The organism is Flavobacterium sp. 270 (assembly GCF_004368785.1).
Lineage (GTDB): Bacteria > Bacteroidota > Bacteroidia > Flavobacteriales > Flavobacteriaceae > Flavobacterium.
Window position 1 is genome coordinate 1,528,927 of record NZ_SODM01000001.1, and the last position, 19,401, is coordinate 1,548,327.

17 protein-coding genes are annotated in these 19,401 nt (G+C 34.2%); 7 read left to right on the plus strand and 10 right to left on the minus strand.

Annotated features, from left to right (window positions below):
• Positions 1-65: 65 nt before the first annotated feature.
• The 4 genes from EV144_RS06640 to EV144_RS06655 all read right to left on the minus strand — a co-directional run bounded on the left by EV144_RS06640 (position 66) and on the right by EV144_RS06655 (position 1,671).
• Positions 66-440, minus strand: coding sequence for a hypothetical protein (locus EV144_RS06640; RefSeq protein ID WP_134147250.1), 375 nt, complete (start codon positions 438-440; stop codon positions 66-68).
• Complete coding sequence (locus tag EV144_RS06645; RefSeq protein WP_134147251.1) at positions 440-754, minus strand: type II toxin-antitoxin system RelE/ParE family toxin; 315 nt, start codon at positions 752-754, stop codon at positions 440-442. Before EV144_RS06645 ends, EV144_RS06640 begins: the two co-directional genes overlap by 1 nt.
• Positions 744-989 carry an addiction module protein gene (locus tag EV144_RS06650; protein WP_134147253.1) on the minus strand — a complete coding sequence of 82 codons (246 nt, stop codon included), beginning with the start codon at positions 987-989 and terminating at the stop codon, positions 744-746. Before EV144_RS06650 ends, EV144_RS06645 begins: the two co-directional genes overlap by 11 nt.
• A gap of 223 nt (positions 990-1,212) precedes the next feature.
• Complete coding sequence (locus EV144_RS06655) at positions 1,213-1,671, minus strand: Lrp/AsnC family transcriptional regulator (protein WP_134147254.1); 459 nt, start codon at positions 1,669-1,671, stop codon at positions 1,213-1,215.
• A gap of 349 nt (positions 1,672-2,020) precedes the next feature.
• Here EV144_RS06655 and EV144_RS06660 point away from each other — a divergent pair, with 349 nt between their 5' ends.
• Positions 2,021-3,223 (plus strand): aminotransferase class I/II-fold pyridoxal phosphate-dependent enzyme, encoded by a 1,203-nt coding sequence (locus EV144_RS06660; protein ID WP_134147255.1) that lies wholly within the window; start codon positions 2,021-2,023, stop codon positions 3,221-3,223.
• Between the two features lie 169 nt (positions 3,224-3,392).
• Here the strand turns inward: EV144_RS06660 and EV144_RS06665 are convergent, their stop codons facing one another.
• The 6 genes from EV144_RS06665 to EV144_RS06690 all read right to left on the minus strand — a co-directional run bounded on the left by EV144_RS06665 (position 3,393) and on the right by EV144_RS06690 (position 11,961).
• Positions 3,393-5,327 (minus strand): amino acid permease, encoded by a 1,935-nt coding sequence (locus EV144_RS06665; protein ID WP_134147257.1) that lies wholly within the window; start codon positions 5,325-5,327, stop codon positions 3,393-3,395.
• A gap of 300 nt (positions 5,328-5,627) precedes the next feature.
• Positions 5,628-8,534, minus strand: a complete 2,907-nt coding sequence (locus EV144_RS06670) for an FAD-binding and (Fe-S)-binding domain-containing protein (protein WP_134147258.1) — start codon at positions 8,532-8,534, stop codon at positions 5,628-5,630.
• Between the two features lie 807 nt (positions 8,535-9,341).
• Positions 9,342-9,626 carry a hypothetical protein gene (locus EV144_RS06675; protein WP_134147259.1) on the minus strand — a complete coding sequence of 95 codons (285 nt, stop codon included), beginning with the start codon at positions 9,624-9,626 and terminating at the stop codon, positions 9,342-9,344.
• Positions 9,627-9,835: 209 nt separating this feature from the next.
• Positions 9,836-10,249: a hypothetical protein gene (locus EV144_RS06680; RefSeq protein WP_134147261.1), complete on the minus strand. Its 414-nt coding sequence runs from the start codon at positions 10,247-10,249 to the stop codon at positions 9,836-9,838.
• Between the two features lie 12 nt (positions 10,250-10,261).
• Positions 10,262-10,522, minus strand: a complete 261-nt coding sequence (locus EV144_RS06685; protein ID WP_134147262.1) for a hypothetical protein — start codon at positions 10,520-10,522, stop codon at positions 10,262-10,264.
• Between the two features lie 2 nt (positions 10,523-10,524).
• Positions 10,525-11,961: a hypothetical protein gene (locus tag EV144_RS06690; protein WP_134147264.1), complete on the minus strand. Its 1,437-nt coding sequence runs from the start codon at positions 11,959-11,961 to the stop codon at positions 10,525-10,527.
• Between the two features lie 239 nt (positions 11,962-12,200).
• Between EV144_RS06690 and EV144_RS06695 the strand changes: the two genes are divergently transcribed.
• The 6 genes from EV144_RS06695 (at position 12,201) to EV144_RS06720 (ending at position 19,386) form a co-directional block, all read left to right on the plus strand.
• Positions 12,201-13,406 (plus strand): anhydro-N-acetylmuramic acid kinase, encoded by a 1,206-nt coding sequence (locus tag EV144_RS06695; RefSeq protein ID WP_134147266.1) that lies wholly within the window; start codon positions 12,201-12,203, stop codon positions 13,404-13,406.
• A gap of 507 nt (positions 13,407-13,913) precedes the next feature.
• Positions 13,914-15,485, plus strand: coding sequence for a glycoside hydrolase family 10 protein (locus tag EV144_RS06700; protein WP_134147268.1), 1,572 nt, complete (start codon positions 13,914-13,916; stop codon positions 15,483-15,485).
• The gene (locus tag EV144_RS06705) at positions 15,472-16,791 is read left to right on the plus strand and encodes an MFS transporter (protein WP_134147270.1); all 1,320 of its coding nucleotides are present in this window, start codon (positions 15,472-15,474) and stop codon (positions 16,789-16,791) included. The genes EV144_RS06700 and EV144_RS06705 overlap by 14 nt, the downstream gene beginning before the upstream one ends.
• A gap of 22 nt (positions 16,792-16,813) precedes the next feature.
• Complete coding sequence (locus EV144_RS06710) at positions 16,814-17,155, plus strand: hypothetical protein (RefSeq protein ID WP_134147271.1); 342 nt, start codon at positions 16,814-16,816, stop codon at positions 17,153-17,155.
• 165 nt (positions 17,156-17,320) lie between these two features.
• Complete coding sequence (locus tag EV144_RS06715; protein WP_134147272.1) at positions 17,321-17,770, plus strand: GNAT family N-acetyltransferase; 450 nt, start codon at positions 17,321-17,323, stop codon at positions 17,768-17,770.
• A gap of 2 nt (positions 17,771-17,772) precedes the next feature.
• Positions 17,773-19,386 (plus strand): glycoside hydrolase family 3 protein, encoded by a 1,614-nt coding sequence (locus tag EV144_RS06720; protein ID WP_134147274.1) that lies wholly within the window; start codon positions 17,773-17,775, stop codon positions 19,384-19,386.
• Positions 19,387-19,401: the final 15 nt, after the last annotated feature.

Genomic DNA, 19,401 nt, shown 5'->3' on the forward strand with positions numbered 1-19,401 from the left:
TACGCAAGGTTCGCTAAGTTTTTTCTCTAATCATGTACTTTTTGCTCACAAAGACGCAAAGTTTTTTAATCCAACATCATACTTTGTGGTCCACCTCTTCTGCCAAAAATTTCTTTCCCAGATTTTATAAAGTTAAATAATCTGGTAATTACCCAAAGAAGTTCATCTTGATTACAACAATAGTCTTCAATTTCTCCAGTTATACTATAATCTGAAACATTAAACCCCTCTTCAATATCATTATACCAAATTATTTGAGATCCAAAAATAGCTACAACCCAAAAACCACCTCCCATTTCCCCATATTCTTTTTCTTCCCATTTTATTGGATCAATTTTAATTAAATCCCAGAAATTTTTCAATTCATCAGTAAGGCCTTTTTCTGTACTTACAATTTCATTATTAAGTTCTTGTAAAGATATTGGTGTCCATTCTTGCATTACTTTTTTATTAAAGTTTTAAGTAAAGGTTTCTTTTCAGGATTTCTTGAAGTATGAAACACTGAATAAATAATTATTTCACTTTCAATAATTTCATAAATAATAACAAATGGAAATTTAACCAAAGTCATTTCACGGTAACCTGGCGCTTTTTTAATTTCGAATAATTCTGGATTTGTCTTTAAAACCTTAAGATAAGATTTCATATAATTTAGAAATTGCTTCCCTAAACCTTTACTTCTGTTTTCGTAAAATTCAATAGACTCATCAATCTCTTTTTCAGCTAATGGTAAAATTTTAATCTTAAAAACCATATTTGGTATTCAAACGTTTTTCTGCTTCCTCCCACGAACTTGCTTCAACTTCTCCAGACAAGTATTTTTCTCTTTCTTCTGCAACTATGTTATAATGAGAATCAGAAACTGTTGACTCTTTTTCATCATGATTTATGGCATCAAAAACACTTTCTAAAAGCTCTAATTTAGAATCGTCTTCAATGAATTTTCCAAAATCTTTTATCAGCTTGCGCCTTAATTCTTTTACTTCCATTTTGCTTGCATTTTACTTGCATTTGGAATCAAATTTAAGATTTTTAAGTTTTGGATTGTGTTAAGAACTTTATTTTTTGCTCGCAAAGGCGCTAAGACGCAAAGTTTTTTCATCAAAGTTGTCATTTCGACTGAAAGGAGAAATCGCACTAGTAGCTCCGTAATAAAAATCGACAATCTTTGTGGTTACGAGTGAGATTTGTCCCTCTGAACCTTTGAGTCTCTCAAAAAGCAATCACCGTAGAATTCTTCACCTCACTAATCATAAACATACTTTGAGTACTTCCAATATGTTGTAATGAAGTTAATTTAGTTACCAAAAATTCCCTGTAAGCTTCCATATCTTTTACGAGAACTTTCAGAATATAATCGTAATCACCGCTTACGTGATGACATTCTAAAACTTCTGGGAGTTTGATTACTTCACTTTCGAATTTCGTTAAAAATTCTTTGGTGTGCTGAATCAATTTTAAATGGCAGAAAACAACAAATCCTTTTTCGATTTTAGATTTATCTACCAATGCAACGTAGTTTTTGATAATTCCCTCGCGCTCTAATTTTTTGATTCTTTCATAAACCGCAGTTACCGAAAGATTCAGTTTTAGAGATAACTCTTTGTTTGTCTTTTTACTATCGGTTTGAAGTAAAACCAGGAGTTTTTTATCTATCGCGTCTAAAGTCATTTTTTATTGTCATTGCGAGGAACGAAGCAATCTCATCCTCAGTTTGGTATTTGGTTTGTTATCAAATGAAAGAAAATCTACTAAACTGGATTTTCATCATCAAATTTAGATTAAAAATCAACATAATTTAACTTTAATAGTTTAAAAATCTAATTTTATCTTCACTTATTGATTAATTTTCTAAATAGATCGTATTTTGAATGGAATTTATTTTAAAAATAAATGTTCTTAAAAAAAATAGTTTCAGGTTTCAGGTTTCAAGTTACAACAACCTGAAACTTGAAACCTGAAACAAAAAAACAATATTAATCAGAGGATGAGATTGCTTCGTTCCTCGCAATGACAAAAAATGAAAAACTTCAACCCAGCAGACAAAATCCAGGATTTACAATATTTCGGTGAATTTGGCGGTGTAAATCCGTCGATTTCAGATTCTTCTACTTACACTTTTTTATCGGCAAAAACCATGTTTGATACTTTTGAAGGCAACATGGAAGGCTGTTATTTGTATTCGCGCCATTCTTCGCCGAGTAATTTGTATTTAGACCAGGCTTTGGCGGCGATGGAAGGCACGGAAACAGCAAATGTTTCGGCTTCGGGAATGGGAGCGATTACGCCTACTCTACTGCAGTTATGTGGTGCGGGCGATCACATTGTTTCGAGCAGAACGATTTATGGAGGTACTTATGCTTTCCTTAAAAACTTTACACCACGTTTCGGAATTGAAACAAGTTTTGTTGACATCACAAAATTAGATGTTGTAGAAAAAGCAATTACTTCTAAAACCAAAGTTTTGTATTGTGAAACAGTAAGTAATCCGCTTTTAGAAGTTGCAGATATTACTGGTTTGGCTAAAATTGCCAAAAAACACAATCTGAAATTGGTTGTAGATAATACATTTTCGCCTTTATCGGTTTCTCCGGCAAAATTGGGGGCAGATATTGTAATTCATTCCTTGACGAAATATATTAACGGAAGCAGCGACACGGTTGGCGGCGTGACTTGTGCTTCTAAGGAATTTATTAATGCACTGAAAAATGTCAATTCTGGCGCAAGTATGCTTTTAGGGCCAACTATGGACAGTTTGCGTTCTGCAAGTGTAATGAAAAATCTTCGTACGCTTCATATCAGAATTAAACAGCACAGTTATAATGCCGCATACTTAGCCACTAAATTTGAAAATGACGGTTTAAAAACAGTTTATCCCGGATTAAAAAGTCACCCAAGTCATGAATTGTACAAAACGATGATTAATCCGGAATATGGTTTTGGCGGCATGATGACAATCGATGTTGGCACTTTAGCGAAAGCGAATGAATTAATGGAGCTAATGCAAACCAGAAATCTTGGTTATCTGGCGGTAAGTTTAGGTTTTTATAAAACACTATTCAGCGCGCCGGGAACTTCTACATCTAGTGAGATTCCGTTAGAAGAACAACACGAAATGGGATTGACAGATGGTTTGATTCGTTTTTCTATTGGATTGGATAATGATATTGAGCGTACTTACGAAATGATGAAGACTTGTATGGTTGAGCTTGGGGTTTTGTAGATTATTTGTCGAAGGCTAAACTTTTTTTCTCGCAGATTTAGCAGATTAGGCAGATCATTTAATTAACAAAGAAATCTCCTTAATCTGCAAAATCTGCGGGAAGCAAAAAATAAAAAAGCCGTTCTAAGATTAATTTCAGAACGGCTTTTTTATTTATAATTTATAACTCTTAACTTATAACCTGAGCATTAAGCTTACTATTTTTTCTACTATAAGTAAAGTAAATCAAAAGTCCGATAAGCAACCAGATTGTAAAATAAATCCAGTTCCAAACGCTTAATTCGGCCATCATATACAGACAGCAGATTAATCCTAAAAGCGGAATCAAAGATAAATTTTGTCTGAATGACCAAACCGCTAATCCAACCAAAACAAACAAGAAAATCCACATTGGAATTTTGTGTTTGAATAAGCTAAAACCTGTTTCGTATTTTAAGGAATCACTAATAGGAAGTCCTTTTACAACTTCTGCATATTTTACTTCGTCGTCTTGATATTGACTTAATAAATGCTCTAAATCTGATGTTTCGGCAGTTTTGTTACTAACGTCAATACTTTTTAAATAATTAAAAACTTTATCAGAATCTGTTTTATCTAAAGAAGTTACAATTGTTGTTGCATCAAAAGTTTGCGCTTCATTATTAATAAAAGCCATTGTAGCTTTGTTGTTGAAAGCAAATGCATAATAAATTCCGGCGATCATTAAAACCGGAAGAATATATTTTGAATTGATATAAGGCGTTTTGAATTTTCCGCGTGGAATTTCTGGTTTGTTCTGTAAAACCAAAACTCCGGCACAAACTAAAACGAAGGCAAATAAAGTTCCTATACTGCATAAATCAGTTACCATAGTAAGATTTAAAAACAAAGCCGGAATAGCAACCACAAATCCGGTTACGATTGTAGCAAAAGATGGCGTTTTGAATTTTGGGTGAACTGTAGAGAATTTCTTTGGCAATAAACCGTCACGGCTCATACTCATCCAGATACGAGGTTGTCCCATCTGGAAAACCAATAAAACGCTCGCCATAGCAATTACGGCACTTACGGCGATAATTCCTGACATCCATTTTAGGTTTAATTTTTCGAAAACAAATGCTAAAGGATCTCCAACATTTAATTCGTTATAACGCACCATTCCGGTTAAAACCAAGGCAATGGCAATATATAAAATAGTACAAATAATAATGGCCCACATCATACCACGAGGTAAATCGCGTTGTGGGTTTTTACATTCTTCTGCTGTTGTAGAAATGGCGTCAAAACCAATATAAGCAAAGAAAACTGCTGAAACTCCTTTAAGAACACCACTTACTCCATTTGGTGCAAACGGATCCCAATTGGCTGTATCTACATAAAAAACACCAACTGCAATTACCAAAAGAACGATACAAAGTTTTACCACAACCATTAAGTTACTCGCATTACGAGATTCTTTCATTCCTCTGTAAACCAAAGCCGTAATCAAAATAATGATAAATAAAGCTGGTAAATCGGCAACAAAATGAAATGATCCTATAGTTGGCGCTGTTGTCCAGGCCGTATGAGCAGCTTGTAATGCAACGCTAAGATTTTCGAAAGATTTTCCGCTTCTGATTAACGCTTCGGCATCTGCATAACCGTTTGACGCTGTTAGATAATCCATCTGAATCCATTGCGGGAGATGAATGCCGCCACTCTGGAGCAGTCCTGTAAAATAATCACTCCAAGATATCGCGACCGTTATATTCCCGACGGCGTATTCCATAATTAAAGCCCAGCCAATAATCCAGGCAATGATCTCTCCAAAAGCAACATAAGAATATGTATAAGCACTTCCTGAAACTGGAACCATCGAAGCAAATTCGGCGTAAGCAAAAGCCGCAAAACTACACGCTAATGCTGTAAATAAAAACAAGAAAATAACTGCCGGACCTCCGTCTGCACTTGCTTTTCCGATGGTACTAAAAATACCGGCACCAACAATTGCTGCAATTCCAAAAGCGGTTAAATCTCTAGTCGTTAAATGCTTTCCAAGCGCCTCATGACCGTCGGCTTCGTTTTTTGCTACTTGTCTTAATATATCTTGTACCGTCTTTTTTCGGAATAAACTTGAAAATGCCATATATTGGTTTGCGGTTAAAATTAATTTAATTTAGTCTTTAAGCTTTTATTTTGCAAATAATGCAAAAATTATCTTGATTTCAAATATATAAAACGATTTTGTTTTAGCTGCGATTTTTTTTTGCCACGAATTACACTAATTTCTCGAATTTATTTTTTCGCTCCCAATAACTATCAGAGTGCTATATATTTTTTCTCTCGCAGATTTGGCAGATTGAGCAGATTTTTTTTTATTTCCAAAATCCGCTAAATCTGCCAAATCTGCGTGAAACAAAAAATCCTTGCGAATTTTGTGGTTAAATCACTTTAGACAACTTCTCAAAATCGTAACCGGATGCTGTGCTTCTCTCTTCGTTCCGTCATAAATTTGGTGACGGCATGAAGTTCCTGCAGCGGCTATTTTTACGTTTTCGGCGGTGGCACGTACTTTTGGGAAAAGCGTATCTTCTCCCATTTGCATACTTACATTATAATGTTCTTTTTCGTAACCAAAAGATCCCGCCATGCCGCAACAGCCGGAATTATAAATTGTAACCGTATTATTTTTAGGAATATTCAGCATCGCGAAAGTCGCTTCAACAGAACTTAATGATTTCTGATGACAATGTCCGTGAATTTTAATTTCTTTCTTTTCTTCAGAAAATGAATCTGGCGTTATTTTTCCGTCGATGATTTCTTTTTTGAAAAATTCTTCGATTGTAAAAGCATTTCGGGATAATTTTTCTGCGTTTTCCTTATCATCCGCAAGGCGTAAATATTCATCTCTAAAAGTTAGAATTGCCGAAGGTTCAATTCCGATTAAAGGTGTATTTCCTGAAATGATATCTTTGAAAACGGTAACATTATGATTGGCAATTTTCTTGGCTTCTTCCAAAAATCCTTTCGAAAGATACGTTCTTCCGCTTTCTTCATGATCTACAATTAGAACTTCGTAACCTAATTTCGTCAATAATTCAAAAGCATCGATTCCGATATTTACATCGTAATAATTAGTGAATTCATCGTTAAACAAATACACTTTTCCGTTGTAAAAATCTGTGTTTTTTGGTTTTTGATTCGCGTACCATTTCTTAAAAGTCTTTTTCGCCAAAAGCGGCACTTGTCTTTCCGGCGCGATTCCCATTGTTTTTTTAACGAAAGACTGATTCGAAATGAAATTGGTTATCGACGGGAATTTGCTTCCCATTTTATTGAGTTTTGCGTTATTGGCAAAAATCTTATTTCGGGTCGAAAATCCGTTTGCTTTTTGGTATTGGTATAAAAATTCGGCTTTTAAAGTCGCAACATCCACATTACTCGGACATTCGCTTGCGCAGGCTTTACAGCTTACACACAACTCAAAAACTTCGTAAAGTTCTTTCTGGTCAAATTTATTTTCTTTTTCAGAATACGTCAAATATTCGCGTAAAGCATTTGCTCTGGCACGTGTCGTTTCTTTTTCGTTTTTTGTAGCACGATAACTCGGACACATCGCTCCTCCTGCCGATGGCAATTTTCTGCAATCTCCCGAACCGTTGCATTTTTCGGCCGCACGCAAAATTCCTAAACTGTCTGAGAAATCTTGAAACGTTTTAATATCCGGTTCTACTCTTCCCGAAATCACACGATGATTCTCGTCCATTTTCCATGCGTTGACAATCTTGCCGACATTCAAAACAGAATTAGGATCAAAAGCAAGTTTAATACGTTTCAGCAAATCGTAATTTTTCTCGCCAATCATGAACGGAATAAACTCCCCGCGTACGATTCCATCGCCGTGTTCACCGCTTAATGAACCTCTATATTTTTTTACCAAATGCGCAACATCGGTCGCAATGGTTCTAAATAATTTTAAATCTTCGGTTTTCTTCAAATTCAAAACCGGACGCAAATGCAGTTCTCCCGCTCCGGCATGCGCATAATAAATCGCTTCCTGACCGTGACGCAGCATCATTGCCGAAAATTCTGCAATATATTCTGGTAAATCATTTACTTCAACCGCTGTATCTTCAATAGAATCGGCAGCTTTGTTATCGCCAACGATACTTCCAAGAAGTCCAAGTCCGGCTTTTCTGAGTTCGTTTGCTTTATCAATATCAGCACCGTAAATCTTTACGCTGGCGTAACCAAAATTATGTTTCTCTAAATCAGCAATTAAAGCATCGGCTTGTTTTTCTGCATCTTCTAAAGAATGCGAAGCCACTTCAAACATCATAATTGCTTTAGGTTCTCCAACTAAAAAGAAACGATTTTTTACGTGTTCGCGATTGGTTTTCGTACAATCCAAAATCGTGTCGTCAATCATTTCGCAAGTGTACAAATGATGTTTCATAGCTATCACAACCGATTCTAAAGATTCCTGAATCGTATGATAATGCGCCACAACCATAATATTATGAGCCGGCGGTAAATCGTCTACTTTTAAAGTTGCTTCGGTCGTAAAAACTAAAGTTCCTTCGCTCCCGCAAAGCAGTTTTCCAAGATTTATGGTAGGTTCTGTTCCGCCAAATAATTCTGATTTTAAGAGAATATCAACCGCATAACCTGTATTTCTACGATGGATTTCAGGTTTCGGAAACTCTTTTATGATTTCTTTCTGAGTCGCTTCAACTGAAAGCTCATCGTAAATCGTTTTGTATATTTTATTTTCTAAAGTGTCACCTTTTGTTTTTTCGATAAATTCAGCCGAAGTCAAATCTTTAAAAACAACCTCAGAACCGTCGCTCAAAATTCCTTTTAGTTCTACAATTTTATCGCGCGTAACGCCGTATCGAATCGAAGTTGTTCCAGAAGAATTATTTCCAACCATTCCGCCAATCATAGCGCGGTTAGAAGTCGAAGTAATGGGTGCAAAAAATACACCGTGGGGTTTTAAGAATAAATTCAGTTCGTCGCGAATAACGCCCGGCTGCACCATAACCGTTTTTTTAATCGGATCAAAATCCAGAATCTTAGTAAAGTTTTTAGAAACATCAATTACAAGTCCGTCGCCAACCGCTTGTCCCGCCAAAGAAGTTCCCGCAGTTCTCGGCGTAACCGAAATCTCGTGACGCGCCGCAAACCGGATCAGTTTTGCAATATCTTCAATAGTTTTGGGTACTGCTACCGCTTTTGGTTTTATTCTGTACACCGAAGCATCGGTCGAATAAAGCGTTTTATGAAGTTCATCGTATAAAAGTGTTCCTTCTAATGATGCCGATAATTGCTGTAACTCCTCTTGTATTGACATTATATTCTTTTTTATTCTGAGTTACAAAAATAGGTTTTTTTTGAGGTTCTGAGGTACTGAGGCCCTAAGGTTCTAAGTTTTTTTATTCCTTTTTGCCACGAAGACGCTAAGGCACAAAAATTTCCTGAACAAACTACAATCTCAAATCGCTATTGCCTCTGAAAACAACAAAAAATACAACAAGCAAAATCACACACAAAACAAGAGAACCAGATCGTAAACGCTTATTTAACTCGCTCGAAATTTCAAGAGTGAGCGTAAATAAGAAAAGAAAAAGTCCCACAAAAAATAAACCTAAAGTAGAAATCAGCATAAAAAGTATTCTTTCACCTATTAAGATTTGGCTAAGCGTATAAATCTCATTTACGATATAAACGAAAAAATAGATAAACCAAACCCAATACAAAAAATGAAAAATATAAGCCGATGTTGATTTCATACAGTATTAAATAATTGAGATTTAAAGAAACGAACATACAAAACAATTCAGAATTTGGCTTGGAAACTTAGGGATAAAAAATTAGAATTTTATTTAGGTATTTCCCCAATCTTGTCATTGCGAGGAACGAAGCAATCTCACTAGAAACTCGACAAAGAATCCACACAGTTTGTCATTTCGACGGAGGAGACTCGAGCGATAGCGAACAGACGAAGTAAATCACACTAGAAATTCCGTAACAATTGGCGACAATCTTTGTGGTTATGAGTGCGATTTCTCCTTTCAGTCGAAATGACAAAATTGCGGATTCAAAACACAAAAAAAGCTCCGCAATCGCGAAGCTTTAAATAATATTCTAAAAACAAACCTTAAACAGCTTTAGCAACCACAACATTACTACAAGCCTTAAGAATCTGTTTATCTGAAAACGCAGACAAAGTTTCTGCCAGATTTCTGCTGGTTCTTAAACAGCTTAGCATTTTGAGTCTTAAATCCCGATCGTCGCCAAATTCTGTTGTGAGCATTAACTCAAAAATTTCCTGTAGGTACAAAGGCTGTTCTTTAAAATCGCCCTCAAACCAAAGGTCTGAAACGAAATTGGCCACGGAGGGCATAACATCGTGATGTGATGTTTTTTGATTTTCTTTTTGCATAATAGAAAATGTTAGATACACAAATACCTCGCTTTAGGTGTGCAAAACATTCAAAGGAATGATTTAGGACAGTTTCCCGTTCCTTCACCGTGGCGAGGTATTCGCTTATTTTTATTTTAAAAAAGTTTAGGATTTCTCCTTTGATTGTTTTGCGAAGTAAAGATAATACTTTTTTACAAAAAGAAAGAATTAACTTACTTTTTAATATTTTAACCTAGAGACTTAATGTAATTCTTTACAAGCAATAAATTATTATATTGATTTTGTAAAGAACTTGTCATACTCTCAATAATTGGTCTTGTGTAAATTTCGTTAGAAAGTGTTCTTTGATATATAGTTTCTGACAAACATTCCTCATAATTACTTTTAATAAATTCTAAATATTTCGCAAAAGTCAAATTCTGAAAAAACAATTGATTAGAGCAATTATTTTTTTCAATATATTTTTCCAATAAATCTTGAACTTCCAAAGAAGTTTTTTGATTTACTTTAAAATTTATTTTGAGGTTATCCATTTCCTCTTTTGGCTCAATAAATTTAATTTCTTGCGGTTTTTGACTTTGTACAAAAGTGATAATCGCTATTACGAGTCCTATTGATCCAATAATAATTTCAGTCGTCATAATTTTTTATTATTAGTTTTCTAATAAATATTTCTTTACTTCATTTTCAATTAATCTTGTACTAATAAAAAATGGTTTTTTATCAAGATTTATTGAAATTATATTGTTTTTATAAACATAAGTTCCTTTAAAAACTCCAATCGGAGAATTTACATTAAAATTCCCCATATTGTTAATGCAAGTAAGATGCCCATCCTCATTTTTCAAAAGAAGTTGGAGTTTCTCTATAAGTTTATCAAATGATTTTTCGTAATTTACAGAAATTTTAGACATACCTATTCATTTTCAAGAGTTTCTTCAACAATTTCGCCTAATGTAGCATCAACTTTATCAGCCTGTTCTTTTAATATTTTTTTAGATTTATTATCTAAAATTCTTGCAATTTTTGAAAGACCTGGGATTTTTTCTAACTTTTCAACTGCGTCTGATAAATTAGCACTTTTTTCAAGAGCATCCATCAAAGGATGATCCGATTTATTATAATCTGAAATTAATTTTCCTGGGTTTTCAGAACTAACACTTAAAATATTATAGAGCAATTTTATTTTCAAATCATTTGATAGTTCCTCGTCATCGATTGAGTTAATTTGATGTGACAGACCTTCAAATGTCTTACTCAATACTTCCTTATGCGTATATTCTTCAATAAGTCTTTTTGAAAGATTTAGTTTTTTATTTGCAGAATAAGCAATCCATAAAACCGGTATGTATAATGGTATAATAGCAAGCACAAATCTAGGACTATATTCTAGAACCTCAATTAAGGTCTTTTTCTCAAAAATAAAAAAGATACTTAAACAAAAAGGAATTAAAGAAACCCCAGCTAAACCTAAAGCGGCAATTCTAAAAGTAATGGCGAATTTTTTACTGTCTTCAATTTCTCTATCTTTCTTTTCAGAATATGCAAATGATAATCCTGTAGTTAAAGCATTAGGAAGAAGTTTATTTATTTTATTTAAAACAGAATTATAATCACTATTCCATTTCTTTTCAATTTTCTGATAATTTGCTTCTTTTTCTTTAATAAAATTATTATAGCCTTCCATTGTGTCACGTCTTATCAGTGAAATATCTTTTTCAAGATTAGCAAAATCTTCTTCTAATGATTCATATGTACTTTGAATCTGATCTTTTAATCCTTCTACTTTTGTCTCAATCTCTACACCTTCTTCATTTGTTTCAGTCTCAACATAACCAAATAGGTCTCGATATAAAGTGTCAATATCTCTTTTCTTAGATTGAATAGATTTTTGCAACGTTTCTATCTTACCACTTATCACCTCTCCATTTTCAAAATGACCTTCAAGTGTTTCAAGTTTTTCAATAAACGATTCATTTTCTTGAAAATTTTCTTCTAAAGCAATAAGATTCTCATTGATTTTTTTTGAGCGAGAATCTAAATCAATACTAAATTTATCAATTTTTTGAAAACTACTTTCTGATCTAGTTTCAATGGATTTAATATTTGTTAGGCAAGTTTTAGCTTCTCGCATTTTTTCAGCAGAAATTTCAGCATATTGAATAGCTAAATCTTTTGCTTCATTACTTTTATTTCTAAATTCTGAGGCTTTTCTAGAAGACTGCTTAGCATCTTTCTCAAAATCGGAAGTCTTTTTTTCAATTTCATTTTCTAAATAATTTAGTCTTTCCCAAAGTTTTTTTCTTTCTTCGTCTAAATAATAAATAGTATCTACAACGGCATTTTTATCCATATTAAGTTATTTTAAAATTATAATTAAATAATATTTATTTTTTTTCTAAATAAAAAAACAAACCAAAGCTAAAAAGTATAAATTATACTATTTTACGCAAAACCATAATTTCCAAAAATATAAATTAGATAATCTGTACAACCACGTAATTATACCTGTTTATTTAACAGAAAGATTTCAAAATAACAAATATTCATTATTTACTACATTTATATCAAAAACAAACCACTTCAAAAAAAATGAACAAAAACATATCAACCCTCTACCAAATCTCCCAAAAACAAACCCGAAAAATAATCGGTTTAATGTCTGGAACTTCGCTTGACGGGCTTGATGTGGCGCTTTGCGAAATTTCTGGAAGTGGCGAAACAACTCAGGTAAAAATTGCGGAGTTTGAAACTATTAGTTATTCGGAAGAAATTAAAACCGAAATCCGTAAAGTTTTTGCTCAAAAAACAATCGATTTTCAGCATTTGGTTTTGCTCAACGAATGGATTGCGCTTTTGCATGCGGGGTTGGTAAACGATCTTTTGCAGAAATGGAATATTCCCGCACACGAAGTCGACTTAATCGCTTCGCACGGACAAACGGTTTTGCATGCGCCTAAGTTTTTGCATCAGCAGGAAAAATTTCCGAATGCGACTTTGCAAATTGGCGATGGCGATCATATTGCGGTCAAAACCGGAATCATTACACTTTCTGATTTCAGACAGAAACATGTCGCTGCGGGTGGCGAAGGCGCGCCTCTGGCCGTGTACGGAGATTATATTTTGTTTGGCAAAAAAGACGAAAACCGAATTATGCTCAACATGGGCGGAATTGCCAATTATACCTATCTCCCCGCTTCTCTAAACGCCGAAGACGTTTTTGTTACCGATACCGGAACGGCAAATACCTTAATTGATATTTACACCAAACATTATTTCCCCGAAAAAAGTTATGATAAAGATGCTGAAATTGCGCAAAGCGGTACGGTAAATCAAACGCTTTTAGCAGAACTAAAAAAAGATGCGTTCTTCCAGAAAAGTTTCCCAAAATCGATTGGTCAGGAAGTTTTTAATTTTGAATTTGTACAAAAAGCGCTTTCAAAAACAGGTTTGCAAAACATTTCGGCATCAGATTTGCTTGCGACTCTTACACGCCTGAGTGCCGAAACTATTGCCGAAGGAATTCTTTTTACCATAAATAATACGAATATAGCGCCCGAAGATTTTCATATTTATATGTCGGGAGGCGGAACGAATAATCCGTTGTTGGTAAAATGGTTAAAGGAATTACTGCCGTGCGAGTTTCACACCAGCGACGATCTTGGAATTTTGAGCGATGCTAAAGAAGCGGTTTTATTTGCCATTTTGGCCAACGAAACTGTGGCTGGAGGAAATTACAATTTCGGAAACAGTAAAATTCCGTCTGTGACAATGGGGAAAATTTCGTTTCCTGATTAAAAGGGTTTTATTTCACGCAGATTTGACAGATTAAAGCAGATTTAATTGATTTTTTTAAATAATCTGTGCTTATCTGCTTAATTTTTTTTTAAATCTGCGTGAAATATTTTTTTGTTCTCGCAGATTTGGCAGATTGAGCGGATTTATTTTTGCTATATTTATAATAATCTGCGCTTATCTGCTTAAATCTTTTTAAATCTGCGTGAAATATTTTTTTGTTCTCGCAGATTTGGCAGATTAAGCAGATTTATTTTTGCTTTATTTATAAAAATCTGCAGTGATTTTTTCACCGCAATAAAATCTGCAATATCAGCCAAATCTGCGAGAGAAAAATTTTAGCCAAAGAATATCAAATAAAATCTATGTAAATTAGTCTAATCTGCGACAAAAAATAAAAACTTAACTTTATATGAAATCCTAAGAATTACCGTTCAAATTATAATTCTTTAAATATTTATTATAATCAGCTAAAAAAACTATTTTTGGTTTTTGTTAAAAAACATTGAAATGCATAAAAATCAGTACGTAATATTCTCTCTCCTATTTATATTTTTCTTGACATTAAATTCTAATGCGCAGGAAAGAACCATGTACCCAAAAAACGAATTTAGAGGAGTCTGGATTGCAACTGTTGTTAATATTGACTGGCCAAAAGCAAGCATAGACAACGTTGAGAAAGAAAAAGCTGATTATATCGAGATTTTAGATACTTACAAAAAACTAAACTTCAATGCCGTAATTGTACAAGTTCGAAGCGTTGGCGATGCTTTTTACCCGTCTGAATTGGCGCCTTGGTCACGTTTTCTGACCGGAAAAGAAGGTGTAACTCCAAATCCGTATTACGATGCATTGGCTTGGATGATTGAAGAAGCACACGTTAGAGGTTTTGAATTTCACGCCTGGCTGAATCCGTATCGCGCGACTTTCGATTTAAATAAAAATCTTTTAAGCCCAAATCACGACTTATTTAAACATCCGGAATGGATGATTGAATACGGCGGAAAATATTATTACGATCCTGCTTTGCCGGAAGTTCAGACGCATTTAACCAAAGTCGTAAAAGAAGTTGTCGATAAATACGATATCGATGCCATACATTTTGATGATTATTTTTATCCGTATGCCGTTCCCGGAAAAGTATTTAACGATACAGCATCTTTCAAAAAATACGGAGCCGGTTTAAGTCTTGCCGATTGGCGCCGAGCGAATGTGAGCAATTTTGTACACACGATTTCTACGACAATAAAAGCCAGCAAACCGTGGGTACAATTCGGAATCAGTCCGTTTGGAGTTTGGAGAAACAAATCGGTAGATCCAAAAGGTTCAGAAACACAATCGACAGCAAATTATGACGATTTGTACGCCGATCCTGTTTTGTGGATGGACCAAAAATGGATTGATTACATCATGCCTCAATTGTATTGGAGTATGAATAACCCGAGAGCTTCTTATTCTAAATTGGTAAAATGGTGGTCTGAAAACTCTAATAATACTGCGGTTTATATTGGTCACGCTTCATACAAAATTAGAGGCGATGGCGATAAAAGCTGGAATTTTGCTACCGAAATTCCTACTCAGGTTGATTATGCCCGAAGCTTTAAAAAAGTAGGCGGAAGTGCTTATTTCAGCGCTAAATGGTTTATCAACAAAAACTTTGATGTGGTTCGTCTTTTGGCCGATAATCAATATAAATATCCGGCGCTTCCGCCTGCAGTTCCGAATTTAAAACGAATTGTAATTGATATTCCGACCGTAAACGAATTTGTAAAAGACAGTTCGTTTTACACCTTTACAATCAAATCGCCGCTGAATACAAAAGTGCGTTATATGGTAGTTTACGGTGCAGATCATATTTCAAAAATCAACACAAACGACGCTACCCAGATTATTGAAAAAGTAAGAGTGCGCGATATTGATAACGAATTTACATTTTCGGTGCTTGCACAAAAAATGAATCAGTATAAAGCTTGCGCTGTAACTTTTATTGATTATTTTGCAAACGAAAGTACCCCAACTACGATCGACTTAAAAAAGACATTTAAAACCTATACTCCTGCGCAGCCAAATGAAAACAGATAATAAACCATGGTTCTGGATTCCGCTTCTTAATTTTGCATCTGGTTTACCATATGCCGTTATTATTTCAGTTTCGGTTATTATGTACAAAAACCTCGGAATTTCTAACGAAGATATCGGTGTCTATACCAGTTTATTATATCTGCCGTGGGTTATAAAACCGCTTTGGAGTCCGTTTATCGAATTGAACGGAACTAAAAGAAAATGGTTTTTATCAATGCAATTGCTGATTTCCCTCGCGTTTTTAGCCGTCGGATTTACGATTCCGCAAAACGGATTTTTCATAATGTCTTTGGCGATATTTTGGGTTGCCGCGTTTGCTTCGGCTTCCAACGATATTGCTAGTGATGGTTTTTATTTATTGGTTTTACCAGAGAATCAGCAGTCTTTTTTCTTAGGAATCAGAAGCACATTTTATAGGCTTTCACTTCTTGCCGGAAATGGTTTAATTGTGCTTTTAGCCGGTTATCTGGAGCATAAATATGGAGACAATACCAAAGCTTGGTCGTATACTATGATTGGTGTTGGTTTGTTAATGACGTTTATTACGGTTTACAATTTTATATTCACACCAAAAACTGAAATTAATCTTGTCGAAAAAAACAAAGATCATCATCAAAATTTCGGTGACATTTTTGTGAGTTTCTTTAAGAAAAAACAAATTGGTATTGTATTGGCTTTTATTCTGGTTTTCAGATTGGGAGAATCGCAATTGCTCAAAATGCTGAGTCCGTTTTTATTAGATACAAAAGAATTGGGCGGAATGGCTTTAGAAACCGAATCTGTCGGAATCATTTATGGAACTTTAGGAATTTTAGCTTTAACCATTGGAGGAATTTTGGGCGGAATAGCCATTTCTAAACACGGACTTACAAAATGGATGCTTCCAATGTTTTTGGCGATGCACCTGCCAATTCTCGGATTTATTGGTTTAGCGCATTTTCAGCCCGCTGCACTTTTTCACCTTCACATCGATTTATATTTTTTCGAAATAAATTCTAATCTTAATCTTTATACTTGCCTAACCGTTATACTAGAGCAGTTTGGTTATGGTTTTGGATTTACAGGTTTTATGATGTTTTTAATTCATGTTGCCGAAGGAGAATCAAAAACAGCACATTATGCACTTGCAACCGGTTTTATGGCATTAGGAATGATGCTTCCGGGAATGCTGAGCGGTTATATACAACAATTTTTAGGCTATCAAAACTTCTTTATTTGGGTTTTTATTGCCACAATTCCAAGTCTTATATTATCACGTTTTTTAATTTTCCCGAAAGATTTTGGGAAAAAATCAGAAGAAGTTTAACCCCAAATCAAACATCTTACCTATGGAAATCAATGAGAATTTACAGAACGAACGCAACCTAAAAGGCGCCGAGTTCGAAAAAACCGGAAATCTAGAGAAAGCAATTGAATTGTATGAGGAAAATGTAACGGAAGGCTTTAAAGGAAATCACCCTTACGATCGTTTAGCCACGATTTACAAAAACCAGCTTGATCTCGAAAACGAAATTCGGGTTTTAGAAAAAGCGATTGTTGTTTTTGAAGAAATTACAATTGAAGACCGATTAGAAGGGCTTCCGAAGTTATTTCGTTTTAAAAACAGATTAGAAAAAGCAATTGAAACTAAGAAACAATTGGCGAAACAAAAGAAAGCTAAACTGAAATAAAAATACAAGAAGAAAATTTGCCACAAAGTCACAAAGACGCAAAGTTTATTAAAAACTAACAAAAGAAAAACTTTGCGTCTTTGCGAGATTAAATTAACAATAGAACAAAAAATCTGTGATTTACTTCTATGTTAGAAAAAAATCACACAAATAAAGCAATAAATCATGATTAATATTAAACGAACCAACTCAGACGATGTCGATTTTATAAATCTGGTTGCTTTATTAGATCAGGATTTGGCAATTAGGGATGGCGAAGATCATGCGTTTTACAATCAGTTTAATAAAACTGATAAAATAAAACATACGATTGTTTATTATGAAAATGATATTCCGGTGGGATGCGGTGCTTTCCGCGAAAAAGAAACAGGAAAAACAGAAATAAAACGTATGTATGTGCATCCTGATCATCGCAAAAAAGGAATTGCTTCTGCAATTTTAAAAGAACTCGAAATCTGGGCCAAAGAAGTGGGTTATACTTACACCATTTTAGAAACTGGGAAAAACCAGCCCGAAGCGATTAACTTATACCAAAAATTAGATTATACCATAATTCCAAATTATCCGCCTTACGAAAAAATGGATAATAGTGTCTGCATGCAAAAGACTTTATAATAATGAAAATGACAGCCGAAGCTTTAAAACAACGCGTGGGACAATTCTTTTTTCCCGCTGTTTTTATAAACGATACCGAAGAAAATATTCAGGAAACCGAACGTTTAATCAGAAAACATAATATTGGCGGACTGACGTTTTTTCACAGTCGTGCGAGCGCGGCGACCAATTACGAAAGCAAGAAAAAAGTTGTTTTCAACGACGACAGCTACGAAAAAATCAAAGCCTTAATTGTTCGTTATCAAAAATGCGCTTCAACACCGCTTTTAATTAGTATTGATGCCGAATGGGGTTTAGCAATGCGCATCGAAAAAACACCTCAATATCCGTACGCGATTACGCTTGGCGCTTTGCCTGAAAGTAAATCAGATTTGGTTTATGAAGTTGGAAAACAAATTGGTTTAGACTTAAAAGCGGCCGGAATTCATTACAATTTATCGCCTTTGGCAGACATTAATAACAATCCAAATAATCCCGTTATTGGTTATCGTTCTTTTGGCGAAAACAAAGAAAAAGTCGCAGATTTTGCTGTCGAATATTTAAAAGGAATGTCTGAAGTTGGGATTTTAGGATGTCTAAAACATTTTCCCGGACATGGAAATACCAATGTAGATTCGCATTTAGGCTTGCCGGTTTTAAAAGAAACTTTAGAAGAATTATTAGAAAACGAATTATATCCGTTTATAAAAGGAATCGAAAATAACGTCGATTCTATTATGATTGGGCATTTGGCTGTTCCGAGTTTAAACGACGGAAAAGATACTTCTGCAACATTATCAAAAGTAATAATTCAAGATCTTTTAAGAAAAAAATTAGGTTACGACGGTTTGGTAATTTCTGATGCTTTAAACATGCACAGCGTTTCTAAATTGTATGAAACAAAAGGTGAATTAGAATGGGAAGCTTTTAATGCCGGAAACGACGTTTTATGTTTCGCCGAAAATGTTCCCGAAGGAATTGAATTTATTCTGAAAAATGCTTCGCCAGACCGCATTTTCGAAAGCTACGATCGTATCATGAAAGCCAAAGAAAAAGTTGGCATTCTAAAAAATAGTGATTTTGCTTCGGGCGAATTAAACTTTCAAAATGCTTCTGTTTTAAATACTAAAATTGCAGAAAACTGTATTACAAAAATCATCGATAATTCAAGTAGAGAATTGGTTTTTGAAGCTCAGAAAAACAATCAATTAGCCAAATTGAGTTTGTATAAAAATACAGATAATACATTTTTTAAAACTTTAAATTCAAAACTAGCTTCTCCAGAATTTGCTTTTGAAAATTTAGAAGGTTCCAGTATTTCTGAAATAAAAAAATCACTTGAGAATTTCGAAACAATCTTAATTTCATTATTTATTCCGAAAGCAAAACCTGCGAATAATTTCGAAGTAAATAAAGAAGTTTTGGATTTACTTTCAGAATTGCTTCAAACCAAAAAATGCGTGATTTACGTTTTTGGAAATCCTTATGTTTTGCCAATAATTCCGAATCTTAAAAAGGCTTTTGGACTTATTCAGGCGTATCAGGATTTTGAAGAATTTCAAGAAATTGCCGGAATTCAATTTTTGCAAAATAATTCTTTCAGCGGAGTTTTACCCGTAAATATTGATCTTCAGTAAGTTAAAAAGTTAAAT